At 63.3% G+C, this 20,159-nt stretch carries 19 protein-coding genes; all 19 read right to left on the reverse strand.

Annotated features, from left to right (window positions below):
* Window positions 1-261: 261 nt before the first annotated feature.
* Window positions 262-744: a hypothetical protein gene (locus tag V1273_RS19655; protein ID WP_334410607.1), complete on the reverse strand. Its 483-nt coding sequence runs from the start codon at window positions 742-744 to the stop codon at window positions 262-264.
* A gap of 245 nt (window positions 745-989) precedes the next feature.
* Window positions 990-2,300, reverse strand: a complete 1,311-nt coding sequence (gene mtnK, locus V1273_RS19660; protein WP_334362975.1) for an S-methyl-5-thioribose kinase — start codon at window positions 2,298-2,300, stop codon at window positions 990-992.
* Window positions 2,301-2,426: 126 nt separating this feature from the next.
* On the reverse strand, window positions 2,427-2,702 hold the full coding sequence (locus V1273_RS19665; RefSeq protein ID WP_028345796.1) for a DUF1467 family protein: 276 nt from the start codon (window positions 2,700-2,702) through the stop codon (window positions 2,427-2,429).
* A gap of 6 nt (window positions 2,703-2,708) precedes the next feature.
* Complete coding sequence (mce, locus tag V1273_RS19670; protein WP_334362976.1) at window positions 2,709-3,113, reverse strand: methylmalonyl-CoA epimerase; 405 nt, start codon at window positions 3,111-3,113, stop codon at window positions 2,709-2,711.
* Between the two features lie 67 nt (window positions 3,114-3,180).
* Window positions 3,181-4,851 carry a ribonuclease J gene (locus V1273_RS19675; protein ID WP_334410608.1) on the reverse strand — a complete coding sequence of 557 codons (1,671 nt, stop codon included), beginning with the start codon at window positions 4,849-4,851 and terminating at the stop codon, window positions 3,181-3,183.
* Window positions 4,851-5,663: a biotin--[acetyl-CoA-carboxylase] ligase gene (locus tag V1273_RS19680; RefSeq protein ID WP_334410610.1), complete on the reverse strand. Its 813-nt coding sequence runs from the start codon at window positions 5,661-5,663 to the stop codon at window positions 4,851-4,853. The genes V1273_RS19675 and V1273_RS19680 overlap by 1 nt, the downstream gene beginning before the upstream one ends.
* Before the next feature lie 61 nt (window positions 5,664-5,724).
* A complete protein-coding gene (gene nuoN / locus V1273_RS19685; RefSeq protein WP_334410611.1) occupies window positions 5,725-7,161 on the reverse strand; it encodes an NADH-quinone oxidoreductase subunit NuoN in 1,437 nt (478 codons plus the stop codon).
* Window positions 7,162-7,227: 66 nt separating this feature from the next.
* On the reverse strand, window positions 7,228-8,739 hold the full coding sequence (locus V1273_RS19690) for an NADH-quinone oxidoreductase subunit M (protein ID WP_334362981.1): 1,512 nt from the start codon (window positions 8,737-8,739) through the stop codon (window positions 7,228-7,230).
* Window positions 8,739-10,811 carry an NADH-quinone oxidoreductase subunit L gene (nuoL, locus tag V1273_RS19695; protein ID WP_334410612.1) on the reverse strand — a complete coding sequence of 691 codons (2,073 nt, stop codon included), beginning with the start codon at window positions 10,809-10,811 and terminating at the stop codon, window positions 8,739-8,741. Before nuoL ends, V1273_RS19690 begins: the two co-directional genes overlap by 1 nt.
* A gap of 9 nt (window positions 10,812-10,820) precedes the next feature.
* The gene (nuoK, locus tag V1273_RS19700; protein ID WP_028345789.1) at window positions 10,821-11,129 is read right to left on the reverse strand and encodes an NADH-quinone oxidoreductase subunit NuoK; all 309 of its coding nucleotides are present in this window, start codon (window positions 11,127-11,129) and stop codon (window positions 10,821-10,823) included.
* Window positions 11,126-11,764, reverse strand: coding sequence for an NADH-quinone oxidoreductase subunit J (locus tag V1273_RS19705; protein WP_334362983.1), 639 nt, complete (start codon window positions 11,762-11,764; stop codon window positions 11,126-11,128). The genes nuoK and V1273_RS19705 overlap by 4 nt, the downstream gene beginning before the upstream one ends.
* A gap of 9 nt (window positions 11,765-11,773) precedes the next feature.
* Window positions 11,774-12,268 carry an NADH-quinone oxidoreductase subunit NuoI gene (gene nuoI / locus V1273_RS19710; RefSeq protein WP_028345787.1) on the reverse strand — a complete coding sequence of 165 codons (495 nt, stop codon included), beginning with the start codon at window positions 12,266-12,268 and terminating at the stop codon, window positions 11,774-11,776.
* Between the two features lie 7 nt (window positions 12,269-12,275).
* Window positions 12,276-13,346, reverse strand: coding sequence for an NADH-quinone oxidoreductase subunit NuoH (nuoH, locus tag V1273_RS19715; RefSeq protein ID WP_334362985.1), 1,071 nt, complete (start codon window positions 13,344-13,346; stop codon window positions 12,276-12,278).
* 10 nt (window positions 13,347-13,356) lie between these two features.
* Window positions 13,357-15,435 carry an NADH-quinone oxidoreductase subunit NuoG gene (gene nuoG / locus V1273_RS19720; RefSeq protein WP_334410613.1) on the reverse strand — a complete coding sequence of 693 codons (2,079 nt, stop codon included), beginning with the start codon at window positions 15,433-15,435 and terminating at the stop codon, window positions 13,357-13,359.
* 7 nt (window positions 15,436-15,442) lie between these two features.
* Window positions 15,443-15,799 (reverse strand): hypothetical protein, encoded by a 357-nt coding sequence (locus tag V1273_RS19725; protein ID WP_334410614.1) that lies wholly within the window; start codon window positions 15,797-15,799, stop codon window positions 15,443-15,445.
* A 138-nt stretch (window positions 15,800-15,937) separates the two neighbouring features.
* Window positions 15,938-17,263, reverse strand: a complete 1,326-nt coding sequence (nuoF, locus tag V1273_RS19730) for an NADH-quinone oxidoreductase subunit NuoF (RefSeq protein ID WP_334362988.1) — start codon at window positions 17,261-17,263, stop codon at window positions 15,938-15,940.
* A gap of 118 nt (window positions 17,264-17,381) precedes the next feature.
* Window positions 17,382-17,993 carry an NADH-quinone oxidoreductase subunit NuoE gene (gene nuoE / locus V1273_RS19735; RefSeq protein WP_334410615.1) on the reverse strand — a complete coding sequence of 204 codons (612 nt, stop codon included), beginning with the start codon at window positions 17,991-17,993 and terminating at the stop codon, window positions 17,382-17,384.
* Between the two features lie 11 nt (window positions 17,994-18,004).
* Window positions 18,005-18,964 (reverse strand): FkbM family methyltransferase, encoded by a 960-nt coding sequence (locus V1273_RS19740; RefSeq protein WP_334410616.1) that lies wholly within the window; start codon window positions 18,962-18,964, stop codon window positions 18,005-18,007.
* Window positions 18,964-20,157: an NADH-quinone oxidoreductase subunit D gene (locus V1273_RS19745; RefSeq protein ID WP_334410618.1), complete on the reverse strand. Its 1,194-nt coding sequence runs from the start codon at window positions 20,155-20,157 to the stop codon at window positions 18,964-18,966. Before V1273_RS19745 ends, V1273_RS19740 begins: the two co-directional genes overlap by 1 nt.
* Window positions 20,158-20,159 lie beyond the last annotated feature (2 nt).

A 20,159-nucleotide genomic window follows, 5' to 3' on the forward strand; every position in this document is an offset into this window, starting at 1 on the left:
GCGCAGGCTCGGCTGGGCGGAGCGATGAGAGCGAATTTCCCGATAGGTGCGGCGCACCACTGGCTCAACACGCAGGCTGTCAGACCCGACGCTGGTTCGTGTGCTTGTTATAGGCAGCGCCGAGCCATTCGATTAGGCGGCAGAATGCGCATGGAGCTATTAGAGCGGCTGATTAATCGTTTCGACGACATCAGCCGCCGGCCCCTGCAACGAGGCTAGCTAGGGCGCGCTAGCACCATCGGTACCTGGATGGCTCGGGCTTTACGCCCCGGCTTTAGTTTCGACCAGGGCTGGAGCTGCGATCTTGTCCTTCATTTCCTCGCAGATCTTGCGTACCTCCGCCGTCAACAACGAGCAGCTCTCAATTTGAAGGAAGACGCGTTTGGCTTCCGCGCGGTAGCGCGCCGCGGTTTCCTTCAGTTCTTCGGTCACTGCGAGCGCTTCGCGGGTCATTGCCTCGCACTGCCGGGCCTGCTCGATGAGCTCAACGCCCAGGGCCTCGATGTCCTTCGCGGCGGCTTCATATTCGCGGACAACAGCTTCCGCTGACAACTTGCCGATCTCCGTGGCACCGTCGCTGTGCTCCACATAATCCGGCATCCCCAACTCTGGAGCGCGTACGGAAGGCGGCGCGTAGTCGGTCGGCTGGGATTCGCGAACTGACGGCAGTTTGCGAAACTCTTCTTCGATCTCGCGCTCAAGATCGATCGTATCTAAAATCGGCGGTTTTGTTGAACGTGCCATGGCAGCGCCCCCTAATGAAAAGAAATCTCTCGAAATGCGGCCTAGACGGTTAGCTCTCCCGTTGAGGCGAGCAACCGAATTGCTTGGGTAAGCTTGTTATTTAACCTTGATGTCGGCGCTGGCGGTTAATTCTGGAACTATCGAAGCTAAGGTCAACCCGACGGAAAGAACCAGATACCGGACTCCCGGTATCTGCCTAACGCGGACGTTGCCACCAGCCCCTCCGTGCGCCGGCGGGACGGCTCTCACCTGGCGAAATCCGGCCACCAATCGCGCACGTCCCGGGCTGCCTTGGTCACGGCACCGATGGTCGGGAACGACGCCGTGTCCAACATCATCGCGCGCGCCAGTCGCAGGCTGCGCGCCTCGGAGATCGCCCGCCGCTTCGGGTCTTCGATCAATTCGAAATCGATGTTGTGCGCAAGCCCCAGAATGCGGCGAATGATTTTTGCCGCCGCGAATCCGATCGTGTCCTCAAACAGCCGCGTCATATAGGCCTGCCGCTCGGCCTCCAGCCGTGCGGCGCCGGCCTCGCCTTCGAACAGCGTCCGCGGATAGGCATCGCCTGCGGCTTGCGTTCGCCACAGCTCCAGGAACTTGCGAGCGAACTCCGTCCAGATACCCTCGACGGTCTCCAGCACCCACGCCTCGAAGGCGCGGCGCTCGACGGGCGAACGCTCGTGACCGGCGGACGCGAGATAGGCCATCAGCAGGTTGGCGATCACCGCGCCGATATCGAAGCCCATCGGACCATAGAACGCGAATTCGGGATCGATCACCTTGGTCTCACCTTCCGTCACCATGATCGATCCGGTGTGAAGGTCGCCGTGGATCAGGGCTTCCGGCGCGTTCAGGAATTTCAGTTTCAGCCGCGAGATCGCGACGTGGAGGTCGAGGTCTTCGCGAAAGGCCGCCGCGGTCGCATCGAGCCAAGGCTGCGTCCAGCGGTTCTGTTCGGCGACACGGTAGGGATCGGTGAAGATCAGGTCCTCGGTGATCTTGCAGAGCGCATGGTTGCCTGCGAACGCAACGATCCCCTCCTTCTTCTCGGCGGCTGATACCGCGAGGTCGGAGGACAGGAAGAGCGTCCGGGCCAGGAACGTCGTGACGTCCGCGACGAAGCGCGGATAGGTCGCGCCGGCCACCAGCCCCTTGCGCATGATGATGTGCGGCTCGAGCAGTTCCATGACGACAAGCGCGAGCGCCTCGTTGTGGTGCAGCACATCAGGCACCAGGCCGGGCGCCAGCCGCGTCTGATGCGTCAACGCCAGATATTCGTAGTGCGAGCGCGACAGCGGCAGCGGCCAGCTCTCGCCGACAAGCCGCACGTAAGGCAGCGCCTGCTTGACGGCGACGCCGCCCGCCGTTCCCTTGACGATGAAGACGAGATTGAGGTTGCCGTCGCCGACTTCGCTGATCAACCAGGAAGCCGGATCGCCGCCAAGACGTGCCGCGACCTCGGGAATTCCTGCGAGGTAATCCCGCAGATCGGCTTCATGCAGAATTCGATATTCGTCCTGCCGCGGATCGGCCAATAATCGACGCTGTGAACTCATCCCCTGCCCCCTTGTCGGTGCGGGAGGCGCGCTCACTCCCGTTCCAGGAAATTCGATCCGAAATCGGCCTTCTTAATCAGATGATAATCGCAAAAGACACGTCGGCGAACGGGCCAGATCGAACTGTCAGAACGGCAACCCCATCAGCTTCGACAGCCGTTCGATATTCAGATAGCCCTGGTGATACGCCCACATCCCGATGCCGAAAATCACGGCCGAAACAATCGTGGTCCACATCAGCTTCCAGCCCATCCGCGCCATGACCGGCGCGCCGGGATCGGTGCCGGGTGCGCCCTCGCCGTCCTCGTGCTGGCTGCGGACACCGAACGGCAGCGTCGTGAACAGCACGACCCACCACAGCACGAAGTAGATCGCAAGCGCGGTGGAGATGCTGTAAGCCATCAGTATTCAAGCCTGTTCGATTTCGACGAGCGCGCCGGAGAAATCCTTCGGGTGGAAAAACAGCACTGGCTTGCCGTGCGCGCCGATCTTCGGCTCGCCGTCGCCTAGCACGCGCGCGCCCTGCGCAATCAAGGTATCGCGCGCGGCGATGATGTCGGGCACGTCATAGCAGATGTGGTGGATGCCGCCGTCGGCATTGCGCTCGACGAATTTGGCGATCGGCGAGGCCTCGCCAAGCGGCTGGATGAACTCGATCTTGGTGTTGGGCAGCGTCACGAACACGGTGATGACGCCATGCTCCGGCAGCGGCACCGCGCCGGAAATTTCGGCGCCGAACGCGCTGCCGTAGATCTTGGCGGCTTTTTCCGCGTCCTTGACTGCGATCGCGACATGATTGAGCCGGCCCAGCATAATTACTCCACTCCCTGCCTCTAGCGCTCCCGGCGAGGACTAGTGTCCGCCCGAAAGGTCTTTTACCTCAAACCGTTAGAACGTGAACAAGGCAAATCGGCTTCTTACCCCAATTCTCGGCAATGACCGCGCGGACCGCGCGCCGCACCGATTCCGCCGTGGCGTCCGCGTCGCGGCGCCGCGCCCGCGGCAGGCCTTCAACGGTCGAGACCACCAGGTCGAACACGATCTCGTCGATCAGCTCGCCGGCGGTATTCTTCTCGGGGATGCCGACGAGATCAACCTCGGGATCTTCGGCCAGCTCACCCTGTTCGGTCATGGCGATCGCGACAAAGGCGCAACCGGCAAAGCCCATCCGGCGCCGTTCGACCACAGCGCGGGATTTGGAGTCCTCCAGGATCACGCCGTCCTTGTAGAGCCGCCCCGACGGCAATTCGTCGATGATGCCGGGCTCGCCGGGCCCGAGCTTGACCAGATCGCCATTGCGGCAGGTCATTACCTTCGGCACGCCCGCCGCGCGGGCGAGCTTCGCGTGCTCCGACAGATGCAGCGCCTCACCATGGACGGGAATCAGTATCTGCGGGCGCACCCATGAGATCATGTCGCGCAGCTCGTCGCGGCGCGGATGGCCGGAGACATGGACGAGATCGTTGCGGTCGGTGATGACTTCGATGCCCTGAACTATCAGCCCGTTGATGATGGAGCCGACCGCCTTCTCGTTGCCGGGAATAGTGCGCGAGGAAAAGATCACGCTGTCGCCCTTGTTCAGCGTCACCTGCGGGTGGTCGTTGTTGGCGATGCGGGCCAGCGCGGCGCGCGGCTCGCCCTGGCTGCCGGTGCAGAGCGCCAGCACCTTGTCCGGCGGGAAATGGCCGTAATAGTCGGCGCCGCGAAAATTCTGCACGCCATCGAGATAGCCGGTCTCGCGGGCGACCTGCACCACGCGCTCCATGGCGCGGCCGACCACGACCACCTCGCGGTCGGCGGCCTTGGCGGCGTCGGCCACCGCCTTCACCCGCGCGACGTTGGACGCAAAGGTGGTGACGGCGACCCGGCCCTTGGCCGCGCCGACCAGCTTCTTGATGGTGGCGGCGACCTCGGTTTCCGAGGGCGAGCGCCCGTCTCGCACCGCATTGGTGGAATCGCCGACCAGCGCCAGCACGCCCTCATCGCCAAGCTCGCGCAGGCGGCGTTCGTCGGTCGGCAGACCGATGATCGGGGTCGGATCGATCTTCCAGTCGCCGGTGTGGAGGACGGTGCCGACGGAAGTGTGGATTGCCAGCGCGTGCGATTCCGGAATCGAATGCGCGACCGGAATGAACTCAACGGTGAACGGCCCGATCTCGACGCGACCGCCCGACGGCACCACCGTCACCGGGATTTTCGGCGGGTTGCGCTCGGCGGCGCATTTGGCCTCGAACAGCGCAGCGCTGAACTTGGTCGCATAGACCTTGCATTGCAACTTCGGCCAGAGGTCTATAATGGCGCCGAAATGATCCTCATGGGCGTGCGTCAGCACCAGGCCCATCAGGTTGTTGCGCTCTTTCTCCAGGAAGCGGATATCGGGCATGATCAAGTCGATGCCCGGCAGATGCTCCTCGTCGCCGAAGGAGACGCCGAGATCGACCGCGAGCCAGGACCGCTGGTGGCGGTTGCCGAGCCCGTAGATCGACAGGTTCATGCCGATCTCGCCGACACCGCCAAGCGGCGCAAAGGTCAGTTCATCCGGCCGCGCCATCAGGCAGCTCCCACCGACGCCGCTGCGCCGAAATAGACTTCGCCAGCCGTGATGGCCGTGCGCTTACCCTCGGCGTTGCGAACGATCAGGCAGCCGCTCTCGTCGATGGTGTCGAACGTGCCTTCGACGGTCGCGGCTCCCGTGTTGATCGCGACCCGCTCGCCGAGACCGAAGGCACGCTCCAGCCAGGCTTTCCGAATGTCGGTAAAGCCGCGACCGTTGTCCCAGATGCCGCGGAATTCAACCCAGGCGTCCGACAGCGCCGTGAAAAGCTCCTCCGCGCCGACATGAACGCCGAGCGCGGCGAGCGAGGTCGCCGGCGTCGGCGTGCCTTCGGGCGCGGCAATGACGTTGGTGCCGATGCCGACCACCACGGCGAGACGGTTGCCCGCCACGGCTTCGGCCTCCAGCAGGATGCCGGCGAGCTTCTGCCGCTCCGCCAGCACGTCGTTCGGCCATTTCAAGGCGAACTTCAGGGGATCCGCGCCGGCCCGGCGCATATTGGCTTCGATGCTGAGTTTCTGCAGCGCGCGTTCCAGCGACAGCCCGGCGGCAAAGCCCAGCGTCGCCGCCACCGCCGGCGACACATCCATGACTTCCAGAATGCTGCTGGCGAGGTTGCCGCGCGGTGCGCTCCAGGCGCGCTGCCGGCGGCCGCGCCCCGCGGTCTGCTCCGTTGTCACGAACCACATCGGCCCAACTTCGCCGCTGCGGGCGCGCGCCATGGCTTCGGCGTTGGTCGAACCGATCTGGTCGAAAGCGGCGAGACGGTAGCCCGCCGATATAGCTTTGGGACCGAGCGAGAAAGTCATTTCCAGTTTCTGCGCATGACCTTCTCCGAAATCCGGGACCCGCCTTCTGGGATCATGCACGCTAGAACAGCGACTTCGCCGCCGCCGTGGCTACGCTGACCAGCGGCCCCGGATAGACGAAGAAGAAGATGTTGAAGATACCGGCAACCGCCAGCACCGTGCGCAATTCGATGCGCATCGGCTCGACCTCGCCGGCCGGCTCGTCGAAATACATCAGCTTGATGATGGTGAGATAGTAGAACGCGCCCACCACGCTGGTCAGCACGCCGATGACGGCGAGCGTGAACAGGCCCGCCTTGATCGCGGCCACGAACACGTACCATTTGGCGAAGAAGCCCGCGAGCGGCGGAATGCCGGCCAGCGAGAACAGCAGCATCGCAAAGAAGAACGCCAGCATCGGATTGGTGCGCGACAGCCCTGCGAAATCGCTGATCTGCTCGACCGCCTGCCCGTTGCGCTTCATGGTCAGGATGACGGCGAAGGAGCCGAGCGTCATCGCGACGTAGATTGCGATGTAGACCAGCACGCCCTGCGCGCCCTCCACGGTGCCGGACGCAAGCCCGACCAGCGCAAACCCCATATGACCAATCGACGAATAGGCCATCAGGCGCTTGATGTTCCTCTGCCCGATCGCGGCGAACGAGCCCAGCGCCATCGAGGCAATCGCGACGAACACGAGGATCTGCTGCCATTGCGGCACGATGCCCGGGAAGGCGGTCAGCGTCACGCGGGTGAACACCGCAAGCGCTGCGACCTTCGGCGCCGAAGCAAAGAACGCCGTGACCGGCGTCGGCGCCCCCTCATAGACGTCAGGCGTCCACATATGGAACGGCACCGCGGATACCTTGAAGCAGAGCCCGGCCAGCAGGAACACGAGGCCGAACACGATGCCGACGCTGCCGGTCTTCACCGCCGCCGCGATGCCCGCAAAATCGACCGTGCCGGTGAAACCGTAGATCAGCGAAGCGCCGTAGAGCAGCATGCCCGAGGACAGCGCGCCGAGCACGAAATACTTCAGCCCGGCCTCGGTGGACTTGGCGTTATCGCGGTTGCTTGCCGCGACCACGTAGAGCGCGAGCGACATCAGCTCGAGCCCGAGATAGAGCATGATCAGATCGGCGGCCGAGATCAGCACCATCATGCCGAGCGTGGAGAGCAGCACCAGGATCGAATATTCGAAAATGCGCCGCGACGGATCGGACAGAAATTCCGTCGACAGGATCAGCGTCACCGCCGAGCCGATGATCGCAAGGATCTTCAGGAAGCGGGCAAAGTCGTCGACGACGAAGCTGCCGCCGAAGGTCGTGAGCTTGCCGGCCGGCAGCATCAGCTCCAGCGCGCCGGTGACGACGAGCAGCACGACCGCGAGGCTGGTGACGATTTTCGTGGTCCCCTCGCTGCGGTACGCGCCGAGCATCAACAGCGCCATGGCGCCGACGGCGAGCACCAGCTCCGGCAATACCGGCAGCAACTGATAACCTGCACTCGAAAAGCTCATGACGTTCTTATCCTTGGCGCGTCTTCTTCATGCGAACCGGCTTCCACTTCGCCTGAAAACGCTACGTTATTGCGCGACCAGCGCGGCTGCCTTCACGGCAGTCACGGCGGCGTTGTAGTTGTTGACGAGTTGCTGGACCGAGGCCGCCGACATGTCGAGCACCGGCTTCGGATAGACACCGAACAGGATGGTCAGCGCCACCAGCGGGAACAGCGTCAGGCTTTCGCGGGGCGTCAGGTCCTTGATGCTGGCGAGCGACGGCTTGGTCAGCGCGCCGAACACGACCTTGCGATAGAGCCACAGCGCATAGCCCGCCGACAGGATGACGCCGAGGGTGGCAAAGGTTGCGGTCGGGATCGAGACCTTAAAGGTGCCGAGCAGCGTCATGAACTCGCCGACGAAGCCGCTCGTGCCGGGCAGTCCGACATTGGCCATGGTGAACACCATGAACACCAGTGCGTAGAGCGGCATCCGGTTGACGAGGCCTCCATAGGCCACGATCTCGCGGGTATGCATGCGGTCGTAGACGATGCCGACGCACAGGAACAGCGCGCCGGAGACGATGCCGTGCGACACCATCTGGAACACGCCGCCGGCGACGCCTTGCGTGGTCGCGGCGAAGATGCCCATGGTGACGAAGCCCATATGGGCCACCGACGAATAGGCGATCAGCTTCTTGATGTCTTCCTGCATCAACGCCACCAGCGAGGTGTAGACGATGGCGATCACCGACAGCGAGAAGATCAGCGGCGCAAAATCATGCGACGCCAGGGGGAACATCGGCAGCGAGAAGCGCAGGAAGCCGTAGCCGCCCATCTTCAACAGGATCGCGGCCAGGATCACCGAGCCTGCCGTCGGCGCCTCGACGTGCGCGTCGGGCAACCAGGTGTGCACCGGCCACATCGGCATCTTCACCGCAAACGAGGCAAAGAATGCCAGCCACGCCCAGGTCTGCAAGCTGCGCGGCACGGCGGTTTGCATCAGGGTCGGGATGTCGGTGGTGCCGGCATTCCAGTACAGCGCCATGATCGCGAGCAGCATCAGGACCGAGCCGAGCAGCGTGTAGAGGAAGAACTTGAACGACGCGTAGACCCGGCGCGGACCGCCCCAGACGCCGATGATCAGGAACATCGGGATCAGGCCGCCTTCGAAGAACAGATAGAACAGCACGAGGTCGAGCGCCGAAAAGGTGCCGACCATCAGCGTTTCCAGGAACAGGAACGCCATCATGTATTCGCGCACGCGATTGGTGACGGATTTCCAGCTCGCGATGATGCAGAGCGGCATCAGCGCCGTGGTCAGAATCACGAACGGCAGCGAGATGCCATCGACCCCCATGTGATAGCTAATGCCGCTGGCGAGCCAGTTCGCTTTTTCGACGAACTGGAAGTCCGCACTTGCGGCATCGAAGCGCCAGACCAGAATCAGCGACACCGCGAAGGTGACCAGCGTGGTCCACAGCGCGATCCAGCGCGCGTTGCGCCGCGCGGCTTCGTCGTCGCCACGGCTGAGATAGACTACCAGCGCGCCGAGCACCGGCAGGAAGGTGACGACGGAAAGAATCGGCCAGGTTGTCATTACTGGCCTCCCAAGCCGAACATGAACCAGGTGATCAGCCCCGCGACACCGATCAGCATCGCAAAAGCATAGTGATAGAGGTAGCCGGTCTGGATCTTCACCACATTGCGGGTGACGTCGAGCACGCGCGCCGAGACACCATCCGGGCCGAAGCCGTCGATGACGAAACCGTCGCCCTTCTTCCACAGGAAGCGGCCGAGCCGCTTCGCCGGGCGAACGAAGATGATTTCATAGAGCTCGTCGAAGTACCATTTGTTGAGCAGGAAGTGGTAGAGCATCTGGTGCTGACCGGCGAGTTCGACCGGCAGATACGGCCGCCGGATGTAGAACAGCCACGACACCAGGAAGCCCAGCACCATCATCACCGTCGGCAGGAAGGCGATGACCGGCGAAATGTGGTGCATCTCGTCGATGATGTGCGGGTGCATCTTGAGCGAATCGCGGAAGAACTCTTCCACGCCGTGGCCCGCAAACACTTCCTTGAACGGGAAGCCGGCCAGGATCGATCCGGCGGCGAGAAGGCCGATCGGGACCAGCATCCACAGCGGCGACTCGTGGGCGGCCTCGTAATGCTGCTGGTCGTGCGGCTCGCCGTGGAACGTCTTGAAGATCAGCCGCCACGAATAGAACGAGGTCAGGCCGGCCGCGACCACCGTCATCGCAAAGCCGTAGAACGCGAACGGATTATGCGCGACGTAGGCCGACTCGATGATCGCGTCCTTCGAGAAATAACCGGCGGTGAGCGGGAAGCCGGTCAGCGCCAGCGTGCCGATCACCATCACGCTGTAGGTGTAGGGGATCTTGTCCTTCAGCCCGCCCATGTTGCGGATGTCCTGCTCGTGATGCATCGCGTAGATCACCGAGCCTGACCCCAGGAACAGCAGCGCCTTGAAGAAGGCGTGCGTGAACAGATGGAACATGCCGACCGAATAGGCCCCCGCCCCCATCGCCACGAACATGTAGCCAAGCTGCGAGCAGGTCGAATAGGCGACGATGCGCTTGATGTCGTTCTGGACGAGGCCGACGGTTGCAGCGAAGAACGCGGTGGTGGCGCCGAAGAACATCACCACGGCCTGCGCGTTGGGCGCGAGTTCGAACAGCGGCGACAGCCGCGCCACCATGAACACGCCCGCCGTCACCATGGTCGCGGCGTGGATCAGCGCCGAGACCGGGGTCGGGCCTTCCATCGCGTCCGGCAGCCAGGTGTGCAGCAGGAACTGGGCTGACTTGCCCATCGCGCCCATGAACAGCAACAGGCAGATCAACGTCAGCGCATCGGCATGCCAGCCGAAGAAGTCGATGGTCTTGCCCGAGAGTCCCTGCGCGCCGGCAAAGATGGTCTCGAAATCGGTGGTATTGAGCAGCATGAAGACGGCGAAGATGCCGAGCGCAAAGCCGAAGTCGCCGACACGGTTGACCACGAAGGCCTTGATCGCCGCCGCATTCGCCGACGGTTTTTGGTACCAGAAGCCGATCAGGAGGTAGCTCGCCAGACCGACGCCCTCCCAGCCGAAGAAAAGCTGGACCAGGTTGTCCGCGGTCACCAGCATCAGCATCGCGAAGGTGAACAGCGAGAGATAGGCGAAGAAGCGCGGCCGGTGCGGATCCTCGTCCATGTAGCCGATGGAATAGAGGTGCACGAGCGAGGAGACGGTGTTGACCACCACCAGCATCACGGCGGTCAGCGTGTCGACGCGCAGCGCCCACGACACCTGCAGATCGCCGGAATTAATCCAGGGAAACAGCGCGATCCGGGCGTCATGGTGCATGAAGCCGACATCGACCAGCGTCACCCAGGAGAGCGCGGCGGACACGAACAGAAGTCCCGTCGTGATCAGTTCGGCCGCGCGCGAGCCCTGAGCTGGCGGCTCGGCGACGTGATGATCGCCGTGACCATGATCGTCATGGGCCTCCGCGGCGTGCGCGTGATCGCCAAGGCCTTGATCGCCATGGCCGTGGTCGTGATGCTTGACCTCATCGCCGCTCGGGTTGCGTGCATGCGCCCCGAAGATCGCGATCAGGCCGGCCAGAATGGCGCCCAGCAGCGGCAGAAAGACGATTGCCTGAACCATAGCCGCGCCCTAGCCCTTCATCAGATTGACGTCTTCAACCGCAATGGAACCGCGGTTGCGGAAATAGACCACCAGCACCGCAAGACCGATCGCGGCTTCAGCGGCTGCAACCGTCAGCACCAGGAGCGCGAACACCTGGCCTACGATGTCGCCGAGGAAGGTCGAGAACGCCACCAGGTTGATGTTGACGGCGAGCAGGATCAGCTCGATCGACATCAGGATGACGATGATGTTCTTGCGGTTCAAGAAGATGCCAAGGATCCCGATCGTGAACAGGGTGGCGGCGACCGCGAGATAGTGGCCCAGACCGATCGTCATTTCACCCACTCCGCCGCGTCCGAATCCTGCAGCCCCTGCCCCGACGCCACCTTGCGCACGGCCATCGCGAGCTCCGGCGTCCGCGCGTTCTGCACGTTGATGTCCTGCCGCTTGACCTTCGCCTTGTGGCGCAGCGTCAGCACGATGGCGCCGATCATCGCGACCAGAAGCACCATGCCGGCGATCTGGAAGTAATGGATGTACTTCGTATAGAGCACCAGCCCGAGCGCCTCGGTGTTGCTGACATTGGCCGGAATCGCAGCCGTAATCGATTTCGTCGTGCCGGGACTCATGACCCAGCCGCCGGCAACCAAAAGCAATTCGGCGAGGAAGATGCCGCCGATCACCAGACCGATCGGCAGATATTCGATGAAGCCCTCACGCAGCTCGGTGAAATCGACGTCGAGCATCATGATCACGAACAGGAACAGCACCGCGACCGCGCCGACATAGACCACGATCAGCATCATGCCGAGGAATTCGGCGCCCATCAGCACGAACAGGCCGGACGCATTGACGAAGGCCAGGATCAGATACAGCACCGAGTGCACGGGATTGCGCGAGACAATCACCATCACAGCCGAGGCCACGCAGACGCCGGCGAAGAGGTAGAAGAACAGTGCGGGAAGGATCATATCCTCACCTCACCGGTACGGCGCGTCGAGTTCGATGGCTTTCGCAATCTCGCGCTCCCAGCGGTCGCCATTGGCGAGCAGTTTCGCCTTGTCATAGTAGAGTTCCTCGCGGGTCTCGGTCGCGAATTCGAAATTCGGTCCCTCGACGATGGCATCGACCGGGCAGGCTTCCTGGCACAGGCCGCAATAGATGCATTTCACCATGTCGATGTCGTAGCGCACGGTGCGCCGGGTGCCGTCGTTGCGGCGCGGGCCCGCCTCGATCGTGATCGCCTGCGCTGGGCAGATCGCCTCGCACAGCTTGCAGGCGATACAGCGCTCTTCGCCGTTCGGATAGCGGCGCAGCGCATGTTCGCCGCGGAAGCGCGGCGAGATCGGGTTCTTCTCGAACGGATAGTTGATCGTCGGCTTCGGCTTGAAGAAATAGCGCATGGCGAGAAAGAACGCCGATACGAATTCGCTCAAGAGAAGCGCGCGAGCTGTTGCGTTGACGTTGACACTCATGATGGCCTCACTTCGGCGCAATGCCGGCGAACTGCAGCACCGCGGCCACAATCACCACCATCGCCAGCGACAGCGGCAAAAACACCTTCCAGCCGAGCCGCATCAGTTGATCGTAGCGGTAGCGCGGCACGATCGCCTTCGCCATAGCGAACAGGAAGAACATGAAGAACAGTTTCAGCGCAAACCAGACTACACCCGGGATCCAGGTGAACGGCGGCAGCGCCACCGGCGGCAGCCAGCCGCCGAGGAACATGATCGTCGCCAGCGCGCACATCGTGGTGATCGCGACATATTCGCCGAGCATGAACAACAGATACGGCGTCGAGCCGTATTCGACCATGAAGCCGGCCACCAGTTCGGACTCCGCTTCCACCAGATCGAACGGCGGACGGTTGGTCTCGGCCAGCGCCGAGACGTAGAACACCACGAACATCGGGAACAGCGGCCACACGTACCAGTTCAGGATGGTGAGCTGCGGCAGCCCGATCAGGCTGGCGAAGCCACGGGCATTCTGCGCTTCCACCACCGCCGAAAGGTTGAGCGAGCCGGCGCACAACAAAACCGTGATGATGACGAAGCCGATCGAGACCTCGTAGGAGACCATCTGCGCCGCGGAGCGAAGCGCCGCCAGGAACGGGTATTTCGAGTTCGACGACCAGCCGGCCATGATGATGCCGTAGATCGACAGCGACGAGATCGCGAAGATGTAGAGAACGCCGACGTTGATATTGGCGATCACCCAGCCGGCATCCATCGGAATGACGGCCCAGGCGGCCAGCGCCAGCACGCAGGACACCAGCGGTGCCAGCAGAAACACACCCTTGTTGGAGCCGGACGGGATGATCGGCTCCTTCAGCACGAACTTCAAAAGGTCCGCGAAGGATTGCAGCAAGCCCCAGGGACCTACTACGTTGGGGCCGCGGCGGATTTGCACCGCCGCCCAGATCTTGCGGTCGGCGAGCAGGATGTAGGCGATCGCGATCAGCAGCACGACGAGCAGCAGCAGGCTCTGCGCGACCATGATGATCAGCGGCCAGAGGAAGCCGGTCCAGAACGAGCTTGCGAAGAATTCAGCCATCAGATCACGCTCACTCCGCTGCCGTCAGCATTTTCCCGGACGCCAGCCGGGAACATTCCGCCATCACCGCCGAGGCCCGCGCGATGGGGTTGGTCAGATAGAAATCCTCGACCGAACTCTTGAACGGGGTCTTGTCGACCTTGCCGCCCTTCTTGCCTGCGAGCGCCTTGACGTCACCTGCCTTGCCGGGCTCGTTCTGGTCGATCCGCATCAGATGCGGGAAGGCCTTGAACAGCGTCTGGCGCAGCGCCTGCAGCGAGTCATAGGGCAGCTTCTTGCCGAGCACGTCCGACAACGCGCGGACGATCGCCCAGTCCTCGCGCGCCTCTCCGGGCGGAAACGCCGCGCGGCTGGCGATCTGCGCCCTGCCCTCGGTGTTGACGTAGAGGCCGGACTTTTCGGTATAGGCTGCGCCCGGCAGGATGACGTCGGCGCGGTGCGCGCCGCGGTCGCCATGGGTGCCGATATAGACCACGAACGTGCCGTCCGGCACCTTAACCTCATCCGCTCCCAACAGAAAGAGCACGTCGAGCGTGCCGAACGTCGTCATCTGCGCCAGGTTGAGGCCACCTGCGCCTGCCGCAAAGCCGATATCGAGCGCGCCCGCGCGCGAGGCGGTATCCTGCAAAACGGCAAAGCCGTTCCAGCCGTCCTTGAGCGCGCCCGTGCCTGCCGCGACCTTGGCCGCCAGCGAAAGCACCGCCGCCCCGTCATGGCGCGCCAGCGAACCGGCGCCGACCAGCACGATCGGGTTCTTGGCGCCCTTCAGCACCTCGACGAAGGAATGCTTGCCGCTGGCGAGTTCACCAAGCGTACCCGTGCCCGCGCCGAGATAGTCGTAGTCGTAGGTCAGATCGGCCTTGGCGCCGACGAGAGCGACCTTGAGCTGACCCGTGCGCCAGCGCTTGCGGATCCGCGCGTTGAGGACGGCAGCTTCCTTGCGCGGATTGGAGCCGATGATCAGGAGCGCGTCGGCCTGCTCGATGCCCACAATGGTCGGATTGAAGATGTAGGTTGCCCGTCCCGCCTTGGGGTCGAAGGCGTCGCCGCCCTGCACCGCCAGATTGCTGGAGCCGTATCGGCCCAACAGATCCTTGAACGCGAACATCTCCTCGACCGCAGCGAGGTCACCGGCGATGGCTCCCATCCGCTTGCCGTCGCTCATCCTGACCTTGGCAGCGACCGCCGCGAAGGCCTCCTGCCACGACGCGGCGCGAAGCTTGCCGTTCTCGCGGACGTAGGGCCGGTCGAGCCGCTGCGTACGCAGGCCGTCGACGACGTGACGGGTCTTGTCGGAAATCCATTCCTCGTTCACCGCCTCGTTGATGCGCGGCAGGATCCGCATCACCTCGCGGCCACGGGTATCGACGCGGATCGCGGAACCTACGCCATCCATGACGTCCACCGACTGCGTCTTGCCGAGCTCCCACGGACGCGCGGCGAAAGCATACGGCTTCGAGGTCAGCGCGCCCACGGGACAGATATCGACGAGGTTGCCCTGCAGCTCGGAAGTCAGCGCCTGCTCCAGATAGGTCGTGATCTCCATGTCCTCGCCGCGCCCGGTGGCACCCATTTCCGGCGTGCCGCAGACTTCGGCGGAGAAGCGGACACAGCGCGTGCACTGGATGCAGCGGTTCATCGAGGTCTTGACCAGCGCGCCCAGATATTTGTCCTCGACCGCGCGCTTGTTCTCGGCAAAGCGCGAGGTGTCGACGCCATAGCCCATCGCCTGGTCCTGCAGATCGCACTCACCACCCTGGTCGCAGATCGGGCAATCCAGCGGGTGGTTGATCAGCAAGAATTCCATCACGCCTTCGCGTGCCTTCCTGACCATCGGCGAACGCGTGGAAATCTCCGGCGGCTCGCCCTTGGGGCCGGGCCGGCAATCGCGCACGCCCCAGGCGCAGCTTGCGACCGGCTTCGGGCCGCCCTTTATCTCGACGAGGCACATTCGGCAATTGCCGGCGATCGACAGCCGCTCGTGGTAGCAGAAGCGCGGGATTTCGGCGCCCGCGGCCTCGCACGCCTGCAACAGGGTGTACTCCGCAGGCACATCGATCTCTTTGCCGTCGATGATGAGTTTGGTCATTGCTGTCTCAAGTCTTTCCCAGCTTGCAGTCTGGCGGTGTAACGCTGGCGGTCTTCAGCGCCGTCTTGATCCATTTCTGGGTCTCGGCGCCATAGGTGGCGAGATAGGCCGGCTGCGCCGCATTCTTCTCGCACAGGAACGGCAGATGCGGCTTCAGGTCGTAATCGCAGGACGCCAGCCACTCGCGCTTTCCGGAGAACGCGCCGATCGCTTCCTCGCAGGCATAGAGGAAGTACGTGATGAAGCTTTCATACTGAACCTGCTCATCGCCGCCGGCGGCCTTGATCTTCTCGTAGTCCGGCTGCGCAAATTTCGGATTCTTGAACGCCAGATCGGTGTAGCCCCAGATATGCCTGCCGCGCACTCGCGGCGCGGTTGTTGGTGCGGATTTCGTTGATCTGGAACAGGATCGCAACAAAGCCGAGCAGCGCCACGGCCGCCTGCGCCATTTGCGCCAGCGTCCCGTATCTCTGCCACCAGAAGCTCGGTTGCGACATCGGCATCACTCCGCCGCGACCAGATTCTCGGGATCGCGCACGCCGGCATCGTCGATGTCGGCCTTATGCGAATACTGGTCGATGCGCGCCTCGATCTCGTGGCGGAAATGCGCGATCAGGCCCTGGATCGGCCAGGCGGCAGCGTCGCCGAGCGCGCAAATGGTATGGCCTTCGACCTGTTTTGTAACCTCCAGCAGCATGTCGATCTCGCGCTTATGGGCGCGGCCCTCGGCCATCCGCGTCAAGACGCGCCACATCCAGCCTGTGCCTTCGCGGCATGGCGTGCACTGGCCGCAGCTCTCGTGCTTGTAGAAATAGGAGATGCGCGCGATCGCCCGGATCAGGTCCGTCGACTTGTCCATCACGATCACGGCCGCGGTGCCGAGGCCGGAGCGCAGCTTGCTTAGGCTGTCAAAATCCATCGGCGTGTCGATGATCTGCTCGGCCGGCACCATGCGCACCGACGAGCCGCCGGGGATCACGGCTTTCAGATTGTCCCAGCCGCCGCGAATGCCGCCGCAATGGCGCTCGATCAGCTCACGGAACGGAATCCCCATCTCCTCTTCGACGTTGCAGGGCCGCTCGACATGACCGGAGACGCAGAACAGCTTTGTGCCGACATTGTTGGGCCGGCCGATGGCCGCGAACCACGCCGCGCCGCGCCTGAGGATGTCGGGCGCAACCGCGATGGACTCGACGTTGTTGACGGTGGTCGGGCAGCCATAGAGACCGACATTGGCCGGGAATGGCGGCTTCAGCCGCGGCTGGCCCTTCTTGCCCTCCAGGCTTTCCAGCAGCGCCGTCTCTTCGCCGCAGATATAGGCGCCGGCGCCATGCGCGACATAGACGTCGAACGGCCAGCCATTGATGTTGTCCTTGCCGACCAGTTTTGCGTCATAGGCCTGGTCGATCGCGGCCTGCAGGCGCTCCCGCTCGCGGATGAACTCGCCGCGCACATAGATGTAGCAGGCATGCGCGCCCATCGCGTAGCTCGCCAGCAGGCAGCCCTCGACCAGGAGATGCGGGTCGTGCCGCATGATCTCGCGGTCCTTGCAGGTGCCGGGCTCGGATTCGTCGGCGTTGACTACGAGATAGCTCGGCCGGCCGTCGGTCGATTCCTTCGGCATGAACGACCATTTCAGGCCGGTCGGAAAGCCCGCGCCGCCGCGCCCCCGCAGGCCGGAGGCCTTCATCTCGTTGATGATCCAGTCGCGGCCCTTGTCGACGATCGCCTTGGTGCCGTCCCACGCGCCGCGGCGGCGCGCACCCTCCAGCCCCCAATCGTGGAGGCCATAAAGGTTCTTGAAGATGCGATCCTTGTCGTCGAGCATGACTTGAAGCTTCCTCAGATCAGCGATTGGACTGCGCGCAGGCGAGCCCCGGCACAGCGTGACTTCTCCATCACGCGGCCCCTCTCCGGCCGGTTTACGGACAATGTAGCGTCACGCCTCATGTAGGTTCCTTCAGCGTCGTCGGCCCGCCCACAGGCGCCGAGAACTGACGGTCGATCTGCGGTCCGGGCTTCGGCGGATTGCCCGAGGCAAAGCCGTCCAGCACCTTGCCGAAACTTTCCTTGGTCAGGTCCTCGTAGGTGTCCTTCCAGATCTGCACCATCGGCGCGTTCACGCAGGCGCCCAGGCACTCGACCTCTTCCCAACTGAAATTGCCGTCCTTCGACAGGTGGAAGGGCTCGTGATGGATGCGGCTTTGGCACACCTCGATCAGGTCGCCGGCGCCGCGCAAGCGGCACGGCGTGGTGCCGCACACCTGCACATGGGCCTTCTTGCCGACCGGCTGCAACTGGAACATAGTGTAGAAGGTCGCCACTTCCAGCACGCGGATGTAGGGCATGTCGAGCAGGTCGGCGACCACGCGGATCGCGGCTTCCGAGACCCACCCCTCATGCTGCTCCTGCGCGCGCCACAGGATCGCGATCACAGCGGAGGCCTGACGGCCCGGCGGATACTTTGCGATCTGCGCCTTGGCCCAGGCGAGATTCTCGTCCGTGAACGCAAAGCTCGCGGGCTGCACTTCTTTAGGGGCGAGGCGGCGGACGGACATCGTTCAGTCTCTCATTGCACGCGGCGCGCAGCTTTCGCATTGAGCGCATCAATCCGGGCGAGCCAGAAGGCGCTTGCGGTGCCGAACACGTTGTAGCCGACATGGGTTGAAACCTTGATCCGATCCAGAATCGAAAGGTCGGTCACGGTTTCAAGGCGATGGCTGCGCGGATCGTAGACGATCAGCTTCAGCGGGGTCTGTTCGAGGATATAGCGCGACACGGTGTGCTCGGGATCGTTGCCGTGCTCCTCGCACAGCAAGACGCTGTCGATCTGCATCAGCCGCGCGCCGCCCTTCATGGCCTCGATCTCGACGCCTTCGACGTCGAGCTTGATCAGGTATTTTCCATCCGCGGCGACCTTGCCGTCATCGAGCAGATTGTCGAGCGCGATGACCGGCACTTCCTCGCCGTCCGACTGGTCGCCGGCGATGCTGAACGCCTCATGCTTGGTGCCGGACAGGCGCGCGGTGCCGCGCGCGGCGCCGATCGCGCTTTTCATCACCTCGAAACGGTTGCCGTTGATTTTGGCGTTGTTGGCCAGCTTCGGGAAATTCTGCCCCGAGGGCTCGATCGCGATCGCCTTGTGCGAACCGAAGGGTTTGCTCGACACCAGGACCGACCAGTAGCCGTAATTGGCGCCGCAATCGAGCAGTGTGTAGTCGACGTCGGCGGAGTCCTTGAACAGCAGCTCCAGCTCGTCCTCGTAGCTATAGGTGCGGTTGAGCAGCTTGCTCCAGTAGCCGTCGCCATAGGGAAATTCGAAGATGGCGTCGGGATTGAGTTTGATCTGGATGCCGCGCTCGGGCAGCGTGGTGCGCAACAGATTGGCGCAGAGGTTGTAGCCGCGATGCGAAAAATTCGACGCCACCTTCGACCCTAGTGCCAGCGCTACAGCAGCCAAACGCTCCCATGCGTTCGCGCCCTCGAGCACGCCCGAAGCCCGGTCAAACTGGATGGGCGCCTGGGCCATCACCGATCGACCTCTCCGAACACGATGTCGAGGGAACCTAAAATGGCCGAGACGTCGGCGAGCAGATGACCGCGGCAGATGAAGTCCATCGCCTGCAGATGGGCAAAGCCCGGTGCGCGGATCTTGCACTTGTAAGGTTTGTTGGTGCCATCGGAGACCAGGTAGACGCCGAACTCGCCTTTCGGCGCCTCGACCGCGGCATAGACCTCGCCGGCGGGCACGTGCACGCCTTCGGTGTAGAGCTTGAAGTGATGGATCAGCGCTTCCATCGAACGCTTCATCTCGCCGCGCCGCGGTGGTGCGATCTTGTTGTCCTCGACGACGACAGGCCCCTGCCCGTCAGGCGAGTTCAGCTTCGCGATGCACTGCCTCATGATGCGGACCGACTGGCGCATCTCTTCCATGCGGATCAGGTAGCGATCGTAGCAGTCGCCGTTCTTGCCGATCGGAATGTCGAAATCCATCTCGGCGTAGCACTCGTAGGGCTGCGCCTTGCGCAGGTCCCAGGCCGCGCCGGAGCCGCGCACCATCACGCCCGAAAAGCCCCACTCCCAGGCCTGCTGCAGCGACACCACGCCGATATCGACGTTGCGCTGCTTGAAGATGCGGTTGCCGGTCAGCAGCGTGTCGAGGTCGGCGACGACCTGCAGGAACGGATCGCACCAAGCGTCGATATCATCGATCAGTTTCTGCGGCAGATCCTGGTGCACGCCACCGACGCGGAAATACGCCGCATGCATGCGGGAGCCGGAGGCGCGCTCGTAAAATTGCATCAGCTTTTCGCGCTCTTCAAAACCCCACAGCGGCGGGGTCAGCGCGCCGACGTCCATCGCCTGCGTGGTGACGTTGAGCAGATGCGACAGGATGCGGCCGATCTCGCAGTAGAGCACGCGGATCAGTTGGCCGCGGCGCGGCACCGTGATGCCGAGCAGCTTTTCCGCCGCGAGGCAGAAGGCGTGCTCCTGGTTCATCGGCGCGACGTAATCGAGCCGATCGAAATAGGGGATCGCCTGAAGGTAGGTCTTGTGCTCGATCAGCTTCTCGGTGCCGCGATGCAGCAAGCCGATATGCGGATCAACACGCTCGACAACCTCGCCGTCCAGCTCCAGCACAAGGCGCAGCACGCCGTGCGCGGCCGGATGTTGCGGCCCAAAATTGATCGTGAAGTTACGCAGGTTCTGCTGTTCGTTCATGG

Origin of the sequence: Bradyrhizobium sp. AZCC 1721 (genome assembly GCF_036924715.1) — a bacterium.
Taxonomy (GTDB): Bacteria; Pseudomonadota; Alphaproteobacteria; order Rhizobiales; family Xanthobacteraceae; genus Bradyrhizobium.